This is a genomic window from Nocardioides sp. HB32, assembly GCF_054058995.1.
Map to the genome: position 1 here is coordinate 1,947,570 of NZ_JBSSBS010000001.1, position 15,396 is coordinate 1,962,965.

Below are 15,396 nucleotides of genomic sequence, written 5' to 3' on the forward strand. Positions count from 1 at the left end.
CCCCGATGAGGTCTCATGCCGCCGGGGTAACTAGGGTTGTGGACCATGGCGGAGTATGTGTTCACCCTGCGCAATGTGCGCAAGGCCCACGGCGACAAGGTCGTCCTCGACAACGTGACCCTGTCGTTCCTGCACGGCGCGAAGATCGGCGTCGTCGGGCCCAACGGCACCGGCAAGTCCTCGCTGCTGAAGATCATGGCGGGCCTGGACCACGCCAACAACGGCGACGCGATCCTGGACCCCGACGCCACGGTCGGCATGCTCCAGCAGGAGCCGCCGCTCACCGAGGGCAAGACCGTCCAGGAGAACGTCGAGGAGGCCGTCGGCGAGCTCAAGGCCAAGATGGCCCGGCTCGACGAGCTCTACATGTCCATGGGTGAGCCGGATGCCGACCTCGACAAGCTGAACGAGGAGGCCGGCAACCTCCAGACCGAGCTCGACCACGCGAACGCCTGGGACCTCGACAGCCGCCTCGACCAGGCGATGGACGCCTTGCGCTGCCCGCCGCCGGACGCGATCGTGGACAACCTCTCCGGCGGTGAGCGCCGCCGGGTCGCACTCTGCAAGCTGCTGCTCCAGCAGCCGGACCTGCTGCTCCTCGACGAGCCCACCAACCACCTCGACGCCGAGTCGGTCCAGTGGCTCGAGGGACACCTGAAGAGCTACCCGGGTGCGGTCCTCGCCATCACGCACGACCGGTACTTCCTGGACAACGTCGCCGAGTGGATCCTCGAGCTCGACCGCGGCCAGACCCACCCCTACGAGGGCAACTACTCGACGTACCTGGAGACGAAGAAGGATCGCCTGAAGATCGAGGGCCAGAAGGACGCCAAGCGCGCCAAGATGCTGGAGAAGGAGCTCGAGTGGGTCCGCTCCAACGCCAAGGCGCGGCAGACCAAGAGCCGCTCCCGGCTCGCGCGCTACGAGGAGATGGCGGCCGAGGCCGACCGGATGCGCAAGATCGACACCTCGGAGATCAACATCCCGGCCGGTCCGCGTCTCGGTGACGTCGTCCTCGAGGCGCACGGGCTCACCAAGGGGTTCGAGGGCCGCACGCTGATGCGCGACCTGTCCTTCTCGCTGCCGCGAGCCGGCATCGTGGGCGTGATCGGGCCGAACGGCGTCGGCAAGACGACCCTGTTCCGGATGATCACCGGCAGCGAGACACCCGACGAGGGTGAGCTTCGGGTCGGCACCACCGTGAAGCTGTCGTACGTCGACCAGAGCCGCGGGGGCATCGACCCGAACAAGAACGTGTGGGAGGTCGTGTCCGACGGTCTCGACTTCATCAAGGTCGCGAACTTCGAGATGAACTCCCGCGCCTATGTCGCGTCGTTCGGCTTCAAGGGCCCGGACCAGCAGAAGAAGGCCGGCGTCCTCTCCGGTGGTGAGCGCAACCGGCTGAACCTCGCGCTCACCCTGAAGATGGGCGGCAACGTGCTGCTGCTCGACGAGCCGACCAACGACCTCGACGTCGAGACGCTGTCGTCGCTCGAGGACGCGATCCTCGACTTCCCGGGCTGCGCCGTGGTGACCTCCCACGACCGGTGGTTCCTGGACCGGGTAGCCACCCACATCCTGGCCTGGGAGGGCGACGACGAGGACTCCGCCAGGTGGTTCTGGTTCGAGGGGAACTTCGCGTCCTACGAGGAGAACAAGATCGAGCGCCTCGGCATGGAGGCGGCCCGACCGCACCGGGTCACCCACCGCCGCCTGACCCGCGACTGACGTCGGCGGCCGCGGCCGGTCACGCCCTGCGCATCTCCATCTCGGGGTGGGCGGCGACCAGGTGGTCCGACACGGCGTTCATGACGCGGCCGACGGCCCGGAAGTCCTCCCGGCTGGCCAGGTCGACGAGGTGCGCGCGGACGCCGCCGACGTGCATCGGTGCCACGCGCACCAGCAGGTCGTAGCCGGCCTCGGTCATCGCCGCGATCACGCCCCGGCCGTCCTCCGGTGAGGAGGTACGGGCCACCAGGCCCGCGCGTTCCATCCGGGTGATGGTGTGCGTGACGCGGCTGCGGCTGTGCGCGAGCGCGTCGGCGAGCTGCGCCATCCGCATCTGACGGCCCTCGCGCTCGGACAGGCGGACCAGGATCTCGTACTCGACGAGCGAGAGATCGCAGGCCCGGTGCAGGTCGTCGTCCAGCCGGTCGAGGAGCAGGGTCATGCCCATGAGCAGCGCTCGCCAGGAGCGCTGCTCGTCCTCGTCAAGCCAGACCGTCTCGGTGCCCCCGTCGTCCGTCATCCCCGGCAGTGTAAGCAGAGCGGACCCCGCGTTGACCAGACGGCCTTCGGCCCCGAGTGCCCGCGGGGGCCCACCGCCGGCTAGACCCGCTCGAGGATGAGCGCCATGCCCTGGCCGCCGCCCACGCACATGGTGATGAGGCCGGTGGACTTGTCGTGCCAGTCCAGCGAGTTGATCATCGTGTTCTGGAGCCGGGCGCCGGTCATCCCGAAGGGGTGGCCGACCGCGATCGCACCGCCGTTCACGTTGAGGCGGTCGAGGTCGATGCCGAGGTCCTGGTAGGACGGCACCACCTGGGCGGCGAACGCCTCGTTGATCTCGACCAGGTCGATGTCCCCGATGCTCATCTTCGCGTGCGCGAGCGCGCGCTTGGTCGCCTCGACCGGGCCGAGGCCCATGATCTCGGGCGACAGGCCGGAGACACCGGTGGCCACGATCCTCGCCAGCGGCTTCGCGCCGAGCTCGGCGGCCTTGGTGTCGGACATGATCACGACCGCGGCAGCGCCGTCGTTCAGCGGGCAGCAGTTGCCGGCAGTGACGACGCCGTCGGGGCGGAAGACCGGCTTGAGATCCTTGATGCCGTCGTAGGTGACCCCGGCGCGGGGGCCGTCGTCGGCGGACACGACGGTGCCGTCCTCCAGGGTGAGCGGGGTGATCTCGCGGGCCCAGAAGCCGTCGTTGATCGCCTTCTCGGCGAGGTTCTGCGACCGGACGCCGAACTCGTCGAGCTCCTGCCGGGACAGGCCGCGCAGGCGGGCGACGTTCTCGGCCGTCTGGCCCATCGCGATGTAGGCGTCGGGCAGCAGGCCGTCCTCGCGCGGGTCGTGCCAGTCGATGCCGCCCTCGGCCATCTTGTCGGTGCGCGCCATGGCGTCGTCGTAGAGGTGGTTCTTGGTGTCCGGCCAGTGGTCGGACGTGCCCTTGGCGAACCGGGACACGGTCTCGACGCCGGCCGAGACGAAGATGTCGCCCTCGCCGGCCTTGATCGCGTGGAATGCCATCCGGGTCGTCTGGACCGAGGACGCGCAGTAGCGGGTGATCGTCGCGCCCGGCACCAGGTCCATGCCGTTGAGGACGTTGACGATGCGCGCCATGTTGTTGCCGGACTCTCCGCCGGGGAGGCCGCAGCCGAGGTAGACGTCGTCGACGGTGTTCGGGTCGAGGCCCTCCACCTTGTCGAGCGCCGTCTTGATGATCAGCGCGCTGAGGTCGTCGGGACGGAAGTCCTTGAGCGATCCCTTGTTGGCCCGCCCGATGGGGGAGCGGGCGGCGCTGACGATGACTGCCTCGGGCATGAGGACTCCGTTTCGGTGAGGGTGTTCTCCGCAGGCTCAGACTAGACCGTGTTCTCGTTGTCGGGCCGAGGCGTTCGTCACGCTCCGCCCGGCCCCGCGAGGCCCGTCCCGAGCAGCTCGAGCGACCGGGCCAGGAACGCGCGCCGCTCCCGGGCGGGCTTGAGCAGCGCGGCCAGCAGGATGCCGTCGTACGACGCCACCAGGGCCTCGGCGCGAGCGTTGCCGTGCTCCTTGCCGGTGGCCGTCATGATCCGCTCGACCAGCTCGATGAGGCGGGACCGGTGGGCCGCCAGCACCCGGGCGAGCTCCTGGTCGCGGCTCGCCGCGAGGGTCAGCTCCAGGCGCGCGACCAGCAGCTCGCGCTGGTCGAGCCAGCGCTGGAACAGCTCGAGCGCGGCATGCACGCCGTCGGGGTGCGCGGACGCACCGAGCTCGTCGGCGAGCCGGTCCACGTCCGCGAGCAGCCGCTCGGCGACGTCCTCTGCCAGTGCCGCCTGGAGGGCGCGGCGGGTCCGCAGGTACGCCGAGCAGCTGCCCTCGGGCAGCCCGGCCCGGCGATCCACCGCGCGGTGGGTGAGGCCCTTGAGCCCCTCGTCGGCGATCACGTGCACGGCCGCGTCGAGCAGCTGGCGGCGGCGCGGGCTCTCGGCCATCGGGTCCTCTCGAGGTGGGCACCGGCGGGGGTCGTGAGGCGTGACACTACTCCGCGGTTTGTGTCGTCCGGGTTCGCCGGATATCTTTCTACACAAGTAGAATCTACAGTTGTAGAAAGGCTCGCTCTCATGGACCTCTACACCGGTCTCATCCCCTTCGCCGTCGTCTTCGTCGTCCTCGCCGCGGTCGCCTCCGTGGTGGCGCTCGGCCTGGTCGCTGACGTCGTCGTCCGCAACCGCCGCACCCGCCTGGCTCGCCACGAGTCGATCGGCACGTACTACCGCGGTCTCGCCCTCAGCCACTGATCGACCGCCCCCCGGCCGGTTCTGGCAGCATCGGCAGCGTGCGGCACACCTACCGGTGCCCGATGCGCTGGGCCGACCTGGACCTGCTCGGGCACGTCAACAACGTCGTCTACGTGGACTACCTCCAGGAGGCCCGCGTCGACATGCTGCGCACCCACGGCCCCGCCGCCCGCACCGGCGAGCTGGCCGAGGGCGTGGTGGTGGTCCGCCACGAGGTGAGCTACCTCGCGCCGCTGCCCTTCGGCTTCGAGCCGGTCACCATCGATTCCTGGGTGACGGAGGTCCGGGCGGCGACCTTCACCATCGCCTACGAGGTCTTCCACGAGCGCGACGGGGTCCGGCACGTGTATGCCCGCGCCAAGACCGTGCTCACGCCGTACGTCTTCGCCGACGAGCGGCCCCGCCGGCTCACCGACGTGGAGCGGGAGACGCTGGCAGCCTTCTTCGAGCCGGACGACCCGGCGCCGCGCGTGCCGATGCCGCGGGTCGCGCCCGGGACCGTCTCGCAGTACCCCGTCCAGGTTCGCTTCTCCGACGTCGACGTGTACGGCCACGTCAACAACGTGAAGTACTTCGAGTACCTCCAGGAGGCGCGGATCGCCATGACCGCGCGGATCTGGCGCGACCTCGACCCGGTCTCGATCGTGGTCGCGCAGACCGAGGTCGACTACCGCCAGCCGATTCTCTTCCGGGCCGAGACGTACGACGCCTGGTCGTGGGTCTCGCGGGTCGGCAGCCGGTCCGCGAGCATCGACTCGCTCATCGCCGACGGTGACACCGTCTTCGCCCGGGCCAGGGTCACGATCGTGTTCTTCGACGGGGAGACCCAGCGGTCGATGACGCCCCCGGAGGCCTACCTGGCGGGACTGCGCTCGCTGCTCGCCGACTGAGTCGACGACCCCGACCCAATACGGGGGACGGTCGAGGCCGGGGTCGCCGACGTGACCCCGGGTAGCAAGACCATCCGGTCCCCACGGGTCGGAACACACCTGTCGCGAGGACGGCGCGGCGTTACACGTCGAAGGGGACTCGTTCGGGGAGCCGCTCGGCCAAGCGGCGCAGGCCGCGGTGGTGGGCCACCCGGACGGCGACGGACGAGATGCCCAGGGCCGCGGCCGTCGACTCGACGTCCAGCCCGACGACCTCGCGGCAGCCGACGACGTCCCGTTCGCGAGGCGGCAGGCTCGCCAGGGCGTGGAGCACCCACTCCTTGACGGCGTACGCCGGTTCCGGACCGACCACCACCGGGTGCCGGTCCAGCGTCTGCAGGTCGACGGGGTCGGTCCGGCGGCGCTGGCTGCGGCGGTGGACGTTGCCGCCGAGCTTGCGGGCGATCCCGAACAGCCAGCCCGCGAACTCCGAGGAGGTTCCGTGGAACGCGTGGATCTTCTCAGCCGCGGTCAGCCACGTCTCCGCCGCCAGGTCCTCCGCGGCGATCGCCGCGTCAGCCTGCGGACGGGTGCTCAACCAGACGACCAGGCGGCCGGCGTGGTCCAGGTAGAGCGCGCGCCAGGCCTCGGCGTCGCCCGTCTTGGCGCGCGCCACCAGCTGGTCGTCGCTGCTCGTCACCGCCTGCGTCGGTCCTGGTGCGCCTGAGGAGCGGGGTGGTCACCGGCGTGCTCGTCGGGGCCGTGCGGGTGTTGCGCGGGGTGCTTCGGGGAGTGCTTCGGGGGATCGTGCGGGTAGCCACCGGCATGCGCGGAGTGTGGAGGCGACGTCTGGCCGTGCGCATGAGCCTGCCCCTGGGCACCCGGATCGCCGACACCCTGAGCCGGTCCCCCGCTCGCGCCCGTCTGGTGGGCGGGAGGTGCACTCCCGGCCGCGACACGCGGGCCCGGCTCCGCGCCGGGGGCTCCTGCCGGCAGCGACCGGAGCGGACTGCTCGCCGGGTCCGTCGTCGTGGTCGTCGTCGTGCCGGGAGCCGAGGTCCTGGTCGAGTCGGCGGGCGCCGGGGCTGGTGACGGCTCCGCCAGGCCTCCCGGCCGCAGTCCGCTCAGCCAGGCGACGCCGATCAGCAGCGCCGCGACGGCGACCGGGACCAGCACGACGCGCCACCCGCCGGTCACTGGTCCAGGGCCGGTGGGGCGCGCCCCGGCGGCGGCGCGAGCGCTCAGCTGCGCCAGGAACACGTCGTCGGGCTCGAGGGTCGGCAGGACCGCACGGAGCTCGTCGCGGAACGGGCGGTCGGTCATGGTGTTCTCCTACCCCTCGGAGGTGGTCCCGACGCGCGTCGGGGGGCACGCATCGGGACCACCGATCCGGGGTCAGCCCTCGGTCGACGTGCCGGTGGCGTGCTCGTTCGGGTGGTCGCCGGCGTGCTCGTCGGGACCGTTGCCGCTGTGCTGGGCGTCGTGGCTGCCGTGCTCCAGACCGTCCTGGCCGTGGTCGGTGCCGCTCGGGAGCGCGTGCGTGTCCGGGTGGGTGCCGGCATGCTCGTTCGGCGCGTGGTCGGCCGGCGCCTCGGTCGGGTCCTCGGCTGGCTCCGTGGTGGCGTCGTCGATCGGGTCCTCGGTGGGCTCCGTGGTCGGGTCGTCGGACCCGTGGGCGGCGCGTGCCTCGGCGGCCCGGGCCTGGCCCTTGGCCGCGTGGGCATTCACCGCGTGACCGTTCTTGTTGACAACGGTGCCGCTGTCGGTCGACGGCTGGTTCGCGTACGCCGTACCGACCGTCAGGGCCGTGGCGAGGGCCGCGGTCGCAGCCGCGGCCGTGGTGATCCTGCGCATGAGGAACCTCCTGGGTGCTGGGTGGCGGGGGGTCCGCCGTCACACGCCTCACCTGTCACGACGGGATCCGTCCGTTACATCACCCGACGGTGTTCACCATGAACTGCGCGGCGTGCGTGACGTAGTCCCAGAACTGGGCGTGCTGCTCGGGGGTCAGCCGCACCTCGTCGAGCCCCGCGCGGAAGTGCATCAGCCAGTGGTCCTTCGCCTCCGGGGTCACCGCGAACGGCGCGTGCCGCATCCGCAGCCGGGGGTGGCCGCGGGTCTCGGAGTAGGTGGTCGGCCCGCCCCAGTACTGGATCAGGAAGTACAGGAAGCGCTCCTCCGCCGGCCCGAGGTCCTCCTCGGGATAGAGGGGCCGGAGGACCGGATCCTCCGCGACACCCTCGTAGAACCTCGCGACGATCCTCCGGAAGGTCTCGAAGCCGCCGATCTCCTCGTAGAACGTCGTCACGCGTCCATTCTGCAAGGGAGCCGTCAGGGCCCGGACACCGGCGTGCCAGACTCGCGAGCACCGAGTCCTGTCGAGCAACGCACGAGGAGTGATCTGCACATGGCTACGACGCGCAACGCCAGCACCCACTGGGAGGGCACCCTGTTCGAGGGCGCCGGCAAGGTCACGCTGGAGTCCTCCGGCATCGGCACCTACGACGTCTCGTGGGCCTCTCGCGCCGAGGATGCGAACGGCCAAACCAGCCCTGAGGAGCTGATCGCGGCCGCGCACTCGTCGTGCTTCTCGATGGCCCTCTCCAACGGCCTGGCCAAGGCCGGTACGCCAGCGACCTCGCTGGACACCAGTGCCGCCGTGGACTTCGTCCCCGGCACCGGCATCACCGAGATCCGGCTGAGCGTCACGGGCGTCGTCGAGGGCATCAGCGAGGACGACTTCGTGGCCGCGGCCACCGCTGCCAAGGAGGGCTGCCCCGTCAGCCAGGCGCTGGCCGCCGTCCCGATCAAGCTGGAGGCGTCGCTCGCCTGAGCGCGCCCATCGCTCCGTCGTCGTGACCCCGCAGCGGCTCTCCTAGGAGTCCGCCGTGTCGGCGGACGGCTTCGGCTCCTCCCGGTGCCAGACGACGCGCTGGGGGAGCGGGATCTCGATGCCCTCGTGGTCGAACCGGGCCTTGAGCCGCTGCCGCAGCGCCCGGGCGACGCCCCACTGCTCCATCGGTGCGGTCTTCAGCAGGACCCGGACGGTGACCGACTCGGGCCCGAACACCTCGACCCCGGTGACCTCCGGCTCCTCGATGATCACGTCGTGGAAGTCGTCGTCCTCCCAGAGGTCGTGGGCGACCTCACGGAGCACGCGCTGCACCCGGACCAGGTCCTCGCGGTAGGCGACGTTCACGTCGACGACCGCGCGGGACCAGTTCTGGCTCATGTTGCCGACCCGCAGGATCGCGCCGTTGGGGACGTACCAGACCGTGCCGTTGAGGTCCCGGAGCCGGGTGACCCGGAGGCTGACCGCCTCCACCGTCCCGCTGGCCTCGCCGACGTCGACGACGTCGCCGACGCCGTACTGGTCCTCGAAGATCATGAAGACGCCGGACAGGAAGTCCTTCACCAGTGACTGCGCGCCGAAGCCGAGCGCGATGCCGATGATGCCGGCGCTGGCGATGATCGGGGCGATGTTCACCCCGAGCTCGCTGAGGATCATGGTGCCGATGACGGCCACCAGCAGGCCGGTGATGACGCTCTTGAGCAGGTCGCCCATCGTCTTCGCCCGCTGGACCCGCCGGGTCTGGGTGGCCAGGTCCCGCGCCGATGCCTGCTGGGCGGCCCGGCCGCGGATGCCGAGGCGGCTCATCCGGTCCGGGAGCACGCCGTCCTCGGCGGAGGCCACCAGCCGGTCGACCAGCCGGTGCAGGATCCACCGGGTGATCGCCAGCAGGAGCAGCAGGCCGACGATCGTCAGCGGCCGGCCCACCAGCACGTCGGCGGCGTTCGCGACCCCCTGGTTGTTCGTGGCGTCGAGGGTCCACTGGCAGATGTGGTGACCGTCGTCGCAGGAGCTGTCGTCGAAGCCGAACATGGCCCCCATGTCTACCGCACCTGACAACCGCCCACGACCATCCCGACGGTGAGACGGGCCACGATCCTCGATACGATCGCTGTGTGACCACCAAGCTCGCGCACCTCGCTCGCCGTACCTCCGTCGTCCTGCTCGCGGGCGGCCTCGTCCTCGGGGCCGGCGGTCCGGCCGGTGCGGACGTCCCCGAGTTCTGGCCGGCCGCCGACCCGGTCGACCCCTGGCACGCGCTGCTGCTGCTCGCCGGTGTCCCGCTGCTGCTGTTCCTGGTGATCACGGCCCTGGTCGTGATCCCCGGTGTCGTCAAGGGCGAGCGGTTCACCCCGGGTGGCCAGGCGACCGCCGACCAGTGGTTCGGCGGCCCCAGCTCCGGCACCGCCGAGCTGCCGGCGCCCGACACCGACGAGTCCCAGGCGGGTGGCGCAAGTGGGCGTTGGTGAGTTCAACTCCGCCGAGCGTTTCCAGATCGACGAGGCGATCCGCCGCGCGGAGCTGGTCTCGCGCTTCGAGTTCAGCGTCTTCGTCGGCCGCGTGGACGGTGAGCCGCGCGCGTTCGCGACCCAGCTGCACAACCGGCTGGTCGCCCCGCCGCGCAGCATCCTGATCCTGCTCGACCCCGCCGCGCGGGTGCTCGAGATCGTCACCGGCGGCGTCGTCCGCCGCAACATCACCGACCGCGAGGTCGAGCTCGTCTCCTTGCAGATGCAGAGCATGTTCGCGTCCGGCGACCTGGTCGGCGGCCTGCGCCGGGGGATCCAGGAGCTGGCCGACCACGCCAACCAGCCCGAGACCCTGCACGCCGAGCAGCCCTGACCGCCGCGCATCCCCGAACGCCGAGTCGGCGCAGTCTCAGCTGAGACTGCGCCGACTCGGCGAGGGCTTGGCTGAGACTGCGCCGACTCGGCGGGGCGGATCAGCCCTGCGCGTCCTTGGCCTGGGCGGCCAGCGCCCGGGCGACGTCGGCGCGGCCCTCACGGACGTACCGCTTCGCTGCCGGGTTGGCCTCCGACGAGTCGAGCCACGCGTCGACGCGGTCGAGCAGCTCCTGGCTGGCCAGCTGCTTGGGGAAGATGAACTCCAGCGCGGTGGACGCGCGCTGGGTGCCCTTCCTCTCCCACAGCGTGTCGGCCTCGGCGAGGTACTTCTCGACGTACGGCGCCAGCACCTCGTCCTGGCCGTGCTGCTGGAAGGCGAGCACCACGCTGCGCTGGGTCTCGTTCGGTACGTCGTCGCGGACCATCGCGATCTCCCACGCCTCGGCCTTCGCCTCGGCGGTCGGACGCATCGCCCGCGCGGCGGCGGCGTGCTCCTGGCCGGAGATCGTGTTGTCGCGCTCGAGCTCCTCGGCGATCCGGTCCGCGTCCGCGCGGCCGTTGCGGGCCAGGCCCTTGAGCAGCGTCCAGCGCAGGTCGGTGTCGACCGCCAGCCCGTCGAAGGTGAGCGTGCCGTCGAGCACCCGCTCCAGGTCGGTCAGCGCCGCGTCACTGTGCGCGGCGCCGGCGTACGCCCGCGCGAACGACAGCTGGTGGTCGCTGCCCGGCTCGGCGTTCTCGAGCAGCTTGCGCAGGCCCTGCTCCCACGTCGAGCGCAGCGCCGCCCTGTTCTCCGGTGCGGAGTAGAGCGTCGCGGCGAGCGCGGCGTACCCGGGGATCCTGGCCACGCCGAACGCGTCGGTCTCGCTGCCGATCCCGCTGAGCACCAGCGCCACGAAGTCGGTGGCGCTCATCTCGGCGTCGCGGGTCATGTCCCACGCCGCGCCCCAGCACAGCGCCCGGGCCAGGGAGTCGTCGAGGGTGGCGAGGCCGCCCACCACGGTCGCGAGCGAGCGCTCGTCGAGGCGGATCTTGGCGTACGCCAGGTCGCCGTCGTTGAGCAGCAGCAGGTCCGGCTGCTGCTGGCCGACCAGCTCGGCGACGTCGGTGCGGTCGCCGTGCACGTCGATCTCGATCGAGGTACGCCGGACCAGCCGGCCGCCGGCCTCGTCGTACAGGCCGATGCCGAGGCGGTGCCGGCGCAGCGTCGGGTGGTCCGGGTCGGCGGTCTGGCGCACGCCGAACGACGCGTAGGTGCCGTCCTCGGCGAGCTCGAACTCGGGAGCGAGGGTGTTGACGCCCGCCGTCTGCAGCCACTCCTGCGCCCACGACTCGAGGTCACGGCCGGAGGACTTCTCGAGCGCGGCGAGCAGGTCCTTGAACTCGGTGTTGCCGAACTCGTGCTCCTGGAAGTACGCGCGCACGCCCACGAGGAAGTTCTCCAGCCCGACCCACGCGACGAGCTGCTTGAGCACCGAGGCGCCCTTGGCGTAGGTGATGCCGTCGAAGTTGACCTCGACCGCGCGCAGGTCGACGTTGTCGGCCGCGATCGGATGGGTGCTGGGCAGCTGGTCCTGGCGGTACGCCCAGTTCTTCCGCGCGTTGGTGAAGCCGGTCCACGACTCGGTGAACTCCGAGGCCTCGACGGCGGCGTGGTAGCAGGCCCACTCGGCGAACGACTCGTTCAGCCAGAGGTCGTCCCACCACTTCATGGTGACCAGGTCGCCGAACCACATGTGCGCCATCTCGTGGAGGATGACCTCGTTGCGGAACTCGTAGAACGAGCGGTCCTGGCGGCTGCGCGGGAGGTACTCGTCGCGCAGCGTGATGCAGCCGGCGTTCTCCATCGCGCCCATGTTGTACTCCGGCACGTAGAGCTGGTCGTACTTGCCGAAGGGGTACGGGTAGGCGAAGGCCTCCTCGAAGAACTCGAAGCCCTGGCGGGTCAGCTTGACGAGCTCCTCGACGTCGAGGTGCTCGACCAGCGACTGGCGGCAGTAGTGGCCGAGCGGGATGTCGCCGTGCTTGCCGTGGTGGACGTCCAGCACCTCGTGGTACTCGCCCGCGACGACCGCCGTGACGTACGTCGACAGCGGCTTGGTCGGCTCGAACCGCCAGACCGCTGCGCCACCCTGCCCATCACCGGCGCTCGGCTCCGGGGTCGGGGTGGGGGAGTTCGAGACGACCTTCCAGCCCTCGGGTGCCGTCACCGTGAACTGGAACGGCGCCTTGAGGTCGGGCTGCTCGAAGGTGGTGTAGACGCGCCGGGCGTCCGGCACCTCGAACTGCGTGTAGGTGTAGACCCGGTCGTCGGCTGGGTCGACGAAGCGGTGCAGGCCCTCGCCCGTGCGGGAATAGGTGCAGTCCGCGCGCACGACGAGCTCGTTCTCCGCGGCCAGGCCGGTGAGCGTGATCCGGCTGTCGGCGTACGCCGTGGCCGGGTCGACGGGCTCGCCGTTCAGCGTGATCTCGTGGACGGTCGCGTCGACGAGGTCGGCGAAGGTCTCGGCACCGGGCTCGGAGCAGGTGAACCGGATCGTCGTGGTCGATCCGAAGGTCTTGTCGCCGGTGGTGAGGTCCAGGTCGATGGCGTACGACGTGACGTCCAGGAGCGCGGCGCGGGTCGCGGCCTCGTCCCGGGTGAGGTTGGTTCCAGGCATGCGAATCATCCTGCCACTCGGTCCTTCGGTCGCGAAAAGCAGATCGACCGGCATGATGTCCGCGTGAGCGACCCCGGCAGGCACGTCGTCCCGCTGCGGGAGGCGTTCCGTGCGTGGTTCCTCATCTCGTGGCAGACCTTCGGCGGCCCGGCGGGCCAGATCGCGGTGATGCACCGCGAGCTCGTGGTCGAACGCCGCTGGATCGGCGAGCGTCGGTTCCTGCACGCCATGAGCTTCTGCATGCTGCTCCCCGGGCCGGAGGCCCAGCAGCTCGCGGTCTACAGCGGGTGGCTGCTCAACGGCTGGGCCGGAGGCGTGATCGCCGGGGTGCTCTTCGTGCTGCCGGGCCTGCTCACGATCCTCGCGCTGTCGTGGGTGTACGTCGCGCACGGCGACTCCACGCTCGTCACCGGACTGCTGCTCGGCCTCGCCGCCGCAGTCATCCCGATCGTCGTCCAGGCCGTGCTCCGGCTCGGCGGCCGCGCGGTGCGCAACCGGGTGCTGCTGGTGCTCGCGGTGGCCGCGTTCCTGGCGCTCGCCGTCCTCGCCGTGCCGTTCCCGCTCGTCGTGCTCGTGGCCGGGCTAGTCGGCTGGCTGATCGGCCGGCGCCGTCCGGACCTGGTCCGGGTGCCCGAGCCCACGACCCAGCCGGAGGAGGTCCCGCCGCTGATCCCGGACGACGCGCTGCACACCGGAGTCCGGTCGGGGCGTCGTTCCCTCCTCATCCTCGCCGTCGGGCTGCTCCTCTGGGTCGCGCCGGTCGCGGCGGCGTACGCCCTCGCCGGCGGCCGCCCGACCGTGTTCACCGACCAGGGCCTGTTCTTCGGCGGAATGGCGCTGGTGACGTTCGGCGGCGCGTACGCCGTGCTCTCGTACGTCGCCCAGGCAGCGGTCGAGCACTACGGGTGGCTGACCGCGCAGGAGATGGTGCGGGGGCTCGCCCTCGCCGAGACGACACCCGGGCCGCTGATCATGGTCGTCCAGTTCGTCGCGTTCCTCGGCGCGTTCCGCGATCCTGCCGGGCTGGACCCGTGGGCGGCGGCGGTGCTCGCGTCGCTGCTGGTCGTGTGGGTGACGTTCGTCCCGTGCTTCCTCTTTATCTTCCTCGGCGCGCCGTACGTGGAGCGGCTGCGCGGCAACGACACGCTCTCGTCCGCACTGACCGGGGTCACCGCGGCGGTCGTGGGGGTGATCGCGAACCTCGCCCTCTACTTCACCGTCCACACCCTGTTCGCGGAGGCCGAGCGCGCTGGCTGGGACCACTTCGGGCTCCTGGTGCCGGTGTGGTCGTCGTTCCAGTGGCAGCCGGCGGTGCTGGGCGCACTCGGGACCGTGCTGATCTTCGGCCTGCGCTGGCCGGTGCTCCGCACCCTGGGGGTCTGCGGGCTGGCGGGGCTGGCCGTCGCGATCCTCACCTGACGGGGAATGCGGACCGCGGTCCGGGTCGTTGCGAATGACATGACCAACGCTGACTTCTGGTTCGACCCCGCCTGTCCCTTCGCCTGGATCACGTCTCGCTGGATCCTCGAGGTCGAGAAGGTCCGTGACATCGAGGTCACCTGGCACATCATGAGCCTTGCCTACCTCAACCAGGACAAGGACATCTCCGACGAGTACCGCGAGTTCCTCGCGACCGCCTGGCAGCCGGTCCGGGTGCTGATGGCCGCCGAGCAGAAGTACGGCAAGGAGGTGCTGCTGCCGCTGTACACCGCGATGGGCACGCGCATCCACGTCGAGAAGCAGGACAGGGACCGGGCGATGATCGAGGCCGCCCTGGAGGAGGCCGGCCTCGACACCTCGCTCGCCGACGCCATGGACGACCCGTCGTACGACGAGGCCATCGCCGCCTCCCACGAGCGCGGGATGAGCCAGGTCGGCAACGAGGTCGGGACGCCGACGATCGCCTTCGAGGGCCGCGCGTTCTTCGGTCCGGTCATCAGCAAGGCGCCCCGCGGCGAGGACGCCGGCCGGATGTGGGACGCCTTCGTGACGCTCTCGAAGTTCGAGCACTTCTACGAGCTCAAGCGCAGCCGCACCGAGGCGCTCGACTTCAGCTGATCCCGCCGGCGCGACACTCGCCGACGTCGCCGCGACGGCCTACGGTGGCTCCATGGGCGACGAGGTGACGGTCCTGTCCCACGCGATCGACCAGGCCGGCGACGTGCTCGACCACGTCCACGCCGACCATCTCGATCGCGGTACGCCGTGCGCCGACTGGACCGTGGCGGGGCTGGTCGACCACCTGGTCGCGGCGCCGGGGCGGTTCCTGACGATGATGCGCGGCGAGGAGCCGGACTGGTCCAGCGACCCGCACGTCGCGGAGTCCTGGGGCCCGGCGTTCCGCGCCCACGGCGACGACCTGGTGCACGCGTGGCACCAGCACGAGGGTGACGCGCCGGTGCCGGCCGACTGGCAGATCGCCGAGCTCGCCGTCCACACGTGGGACCTGGCCACGGCGATCGACTTCCCGCCGGACCGCCTCGATCCCGAGGTGGCCGAGCACGGACTCGCGTTCATGCAGGCGAACCTGACAGCCGAGAACCGGGGGCCGGCGTTCGCGGCCGAGGCGCCCGTTCCCGAGGGAGCCGGGCCCTACGAGCGACTCGCGGCGTTCGCGGGCCGGACCGTGGCCTGACACCAGCCGAAACCGGGTGGCGGCCGATCCCTAGGATT

18 protein-coding genes are annotated in these 15,396 nt (G+C 71.0%); 9 read left to right on the plus strand and 9 right to left on the minus strand.

From position 1 onward, the window contains the following. Nucleotides 1-45: 45 nt before the first annotated feature. A complete protein-coding gene (gene ettA, locus ACVW2K_RS09925) occupies nt 46-1,728 on the plus strand; it encodes an energy-dependent translational throttle protein EttA (protein WP_028637227.1) in 1,683 nt (560 codons plus the stop codon). Between the two features lie 19 nt (nt 1,729-1,747). Here ettA and ACVW2K_RS09930 read toward each other — a convergent pair whose 3' ends face one another. The 3 genes from ACVW2K_RS09930 to ACVW2K_RS09940 all read right to left on the minus strand — a co-directional run bounded on the left by ACVW2K_RS09930 (nt 1,748) and on the right by ACVW2K_RS09940 (nt 4,196). Then, nucleotides 1,748-2,248, minus strand: coding sequence for a MarR family winged helix-turn-helix transcriptional regulator (locus ACVW2K_RS09930; RefSeq protein ID WP_028637226.1), 501 nt, complete (start codon nt 2,246-2,248; stop codon nt 1,748-1,750). An 80-nt stretch (nt 2,249-2,328) separates the two neighbouring features. Then, nucleotides 2,329-3,543, minus strand: a complete 1,215-nt coding sequence (locus ACVW2K_RS09935) for an acetyl-CoA C-acetyltransferase (RefSeq protein ID WP_457202384.1) — start codon at nt 3,541-3,543, stop codon at nt 2,329-2,331. Nucleotides 3,544-3,620: 77 nt separating this feature from the next. Then, entirely contained in the window at nt 3,621-4,196 is a 576-nt protein-coding gene (locus ACVW2K_RS09940; RefSeq protein WP_457202385.1) for a TetR/AcrR family transcriptional regulator, read from the minus strand. Between the two features lie 129 nt (nt 4,197-4,325). On the opposite strand from ACVW2K_RS09940, the gene ACVW2K_RS09945 reads away from it, so the two are divergent. Both ACVW2K_RS09945 and ACVW2K_RS09950 read left to right on the plus strand, forming a co-directional pair. Continuing rightward, entirely contained in the window at nt 4,326-4,502 is a 177-nt protein-coding gene (locus ACVW2K_RS09945) for a hypothetical protein (protein WP_457202386.1), read from the plus strand. Nucleotides 4,503-4,540: 38 nt separating this feature from the next. Beyond that, nucleotides 4,541-5,392 (plus strand): acyl-CoA thioesterase, encoded by an 852-nt coding sequence (locus tag ACVW2K_RS09950; RefSeq protein WP_028637224.1) that lies wholly within the window; start codon nt 4,541-4,543, stop codon nt 5,390-5,392. Between the two features lie 121 nt (nt 5,393-5,513). Here the strand turns inward: ACVW2K_RS09950 and ACVW2K_RS09955 are convergent, their stop codons facing one another. The 4 genes from ACVW2K_RS09955 to ACVW2K_RS09970 all read right to left on the minus strand — a co-directional run bounded on the left by ACVW2K_RS09955 (nt 5,514) and on the right by ACVW2K_RS09970 (nt 7,679). Next, nucleotides 5,514-6,071: an RNA polymerase sigma factor gene (locus ACVW2K_RS09955; protein ID WP_457202387.1), complete on the minus strand. Its 558-nt coding sequence runs from the start codon at nt 6,069-6,071 to the stop codon at nt 5,514-5,516. Beyond that, entirely contained in the window at nt 6,068-6,694 is a 627-nt protein-coding gene (locus ACVW2K_RS09960; protein ID WP_028637222.1) for a hypothetical protein, read from the minus strand. The genes ACVW2K_RS09955 and ACVW2K_RS09960 overlap by 4 nt, the downstream gene beginning before the upstream one ends. Before the next feature lie 72 nt (nt 6,695-6,766). After that, nucleotides 6,767-7,225 carry a hypothetical protein gene (locus ACVW2K_RS09965; RefSeq protein ID WP_457202388.1) on the minus strand — a complete coding sequence of 153 codons (459 nt, stop codon included), beginning with the start codon at nt 7,223-7,225 and terminating at the stop codon, nt 6,767-6,769. A gap of 79 nt (nt 7,226-7,304) precedes the next feature. After that, complete coding sequence (locus ACVW2K_RS09970) at nt 7,305-7,679, minus strand: globin (RefSeq protein ID WP_457202389.1); 375 nt, start codon at nt 7,677-7,679, stop codon at nt 7,305-7,307. A 99-nt stretch (nt 7,680-7,778) separates the two neighbouring features. Here ACVW2K_RS09970 and ACVW2K_RS09975 point away from each other — a divergent pair, with 99 nt between their 5' ends. Further along, nucleotides 7,779-8,204, plus strand: a complete 426-nt coding sequence (locus tag ACVW2K_RS09975; protein ID WP_457202390.1) for an OsmC family peroxiredoxin — start codon at nt 7,779-7,781, stop codon at nt 8,202-8,204. A gap of 42 nt (nt 8,205-8,246) precedes the next feature. On the opposite strand, the gene ACVW2K_RS09980 is transcribed toward ACVW2K_RS09975, so the two are convergent. Continuing rightward, nucleotides 8,247-9,263 carry a mechanosensitive ion channel family protein gene (locus ACVW2K_RS09980; RefSeq protein ID WP_028637218.1) on the minus strand — a complete coding sequence of 339 codons (1,017 nt, stop codon included), beginning with the start codon at nt 9,261-9,263 and terminating at the stop codon, nt 8,247-8,249. Between the two features lie 74 nt (nt 9,264-9,337). Here ACVW2K_RS09980 and ACVW2K_RS09985 point away from each other — a divergent pair, with 74 nt between their 5' ends. Further along, nucleotides 9,338-9,691, plus strand: coding sequence for a hypothetical protein (locus ACVW2K_RS09985; protein ID WP_457202391.1), 354 nt, complete (start codon nt 9,338-9,340; stop codon nt 9,689-9,691). Next, on the plus strand, nt 9,678-10,064 hold the full coding sequence (locus ACVW2K_RS09990; RefSeq protein ID WP_051549126.1) for a DUF5130 family protein: 387 nt from the start codon (nt 9,678-9,680) through the stop codon (nt 10,062-10,064). The genes ACVW2K_RS09985 and ACVW2K_RS09990 overlap by 14 nt, the downstream gene beginning before the upstream one ends. A 100-nt stretch (nt 10,065-10,164) precedes the next feature. Here the strand turns inward: ACVW2K_RS09990 and pepN are convergent, their stop codons facing one another. Next, complete coding sequence (pepN, locus tag ACVW2K_RS09995) at nt 10,165-12,723, minus strand: aminopeptidase N (protein ID WP_457202392.1); 2,559 nt, start codon at nt 12,721-12,723, stop codon at nt 10,165-10,167. Nucleotides 12,724-12,786: 63 nt separating this feature from the next. On the opposite strand from pepN, the gene chrA reads away from it, so the two are divergent. Genes chrA through ACVW2K_RS10010 form a run of 3 tightly spaced genes read left to right on the plus strand, consistent with a single transcriptional unit; the run spans nt 12,787 to nt 15,358 of the window. Beyond that, a complete protein-coding gene (gene chrA, locus ACVW2K_RS10000; protein WP_457202393.1) occupies nt 12,787-14,142 on the plus strand; it encodes a chromate efflux transporter in 1,356 nt (451 codons plus the stop codon). Between the two features lie 39 nt (nt 14,143-14,181). Further along, nucleotides 14,182-14,781: a mycothiol-dependent nitroreductase Rv2466c family protein gene (locus ACVW2K_RS10005; RefSeq protein ID WP_457202394.1), complete on the plus strand. Its 600-nt coding sequence runs from the start codon at nt 14,182-14,184 to the stop codon at nt 14,779-14,781. Nucleotides 14,782-14,833: 52 nt separating this feature from the next. Next, on the plus strand, nt 14,834-15,358 hold the full coding sequence (locus tag ACVW2K_RS10010) for a TIGR03086 family metal-binding protein (protein WP_457202395.1): 525 nt from the start codon (nt 14,834-14,836) through the stop codon (nt 15,356-15,358). The last annotated feature ends 38 nt before the right edge of the window (nt 15,359-15,396 follow it).

Excerpts from the sequence above, each read along its gene's own strand:
- ettA (WP_028637227.1), top strand. The coding sequence starts at position 46 with ATGGCGGAGTATGTGTTCACCCTGCGCAATGTGCGCAAGGCCCACGGC.
- ACVW2K_RS09930 (WP_028637226.1), bottom strand. The coding sequence starts at position 2,248 with ATGACGGACGACGGGGGCACCGAGACGGTCTGGCTTGACGAGGACGAG.
- ACVW2K_RS09935 (WP_457202384.1), bottom strand. The coding sequence starts at position 3,543 with ATGCCCGAGGCAGTCATCGTCAGCGCCGCCCGCTCCCCCATCGGGCGG.
- ACVW2K_RS09940 (WP_457202385.1), bottom strand. The coding sequence starts at position 4,196 with ATGGCCGAGAGCCCGCGCCGCCGCCAGCTGCTCGACGCGGCCGTGCAC.
- ACVW2K_RS09945 (WP_457202386.1), top strand. The coding sequence starts at position 4,326 with ATGGACCTCTACACCGGTCTCATCCCCTTCGCCGTCGTCTTCGTCGTC.
- ACVW2K_RS09960 (WP_028637222.1), bottom strand. The coding sequence starts at position 6,694 with ATGACCGACCGCCCGTTCCGCGACGAGCTCCGTGCGGTCCTGCCGACC.
- ACVW2K_RS09965 (WP_457202388.1), bottom strand. The coding sequence starts at position 7,225 with ATGCGCAGGATCACCACGGCCGCGGCTGCGACCGCGGCCCTCGCCACG.
- ACVW2K_RS09975 (WP_457202390.1), top strand. The coding sequence starts at position 7,779 with ATGGCTACGACGCGCAACGCCAGCACCCACTGGGAGGGCACCCTGTTC.
- ACVW2K_RS09980 (WP_028637218.1), bottom strand. The coding sequence starts at position 9,263 with ATGGGGGCCATGTTCGGCTTCGACGACAGCTCCTGCGACGACGGTCAC.
- pepN (WP_457202392.1), bottom strand. The coding sequence starts at position 12,723 with ATGCCTGGAACCAACCTCACCCGGGACGAGGCCGCGACCCGCGCCGCG.
- ACVW2K_RS10005 (WP_457202394.1), top strand. The coding sequence starts at position 14,182 with ATGACCAACGCTGACTTCTGGTTCGACCCCGCCTGTCCCTTCGCCTGG.
- ACVW2K_RS10010 (WP_457202395.1), top strand. The coding sequence starts at position 14,834 with ATGGGCGACGAGGTGACGGTCCTGTCCCACGCGATCGACCAGGCCGGC.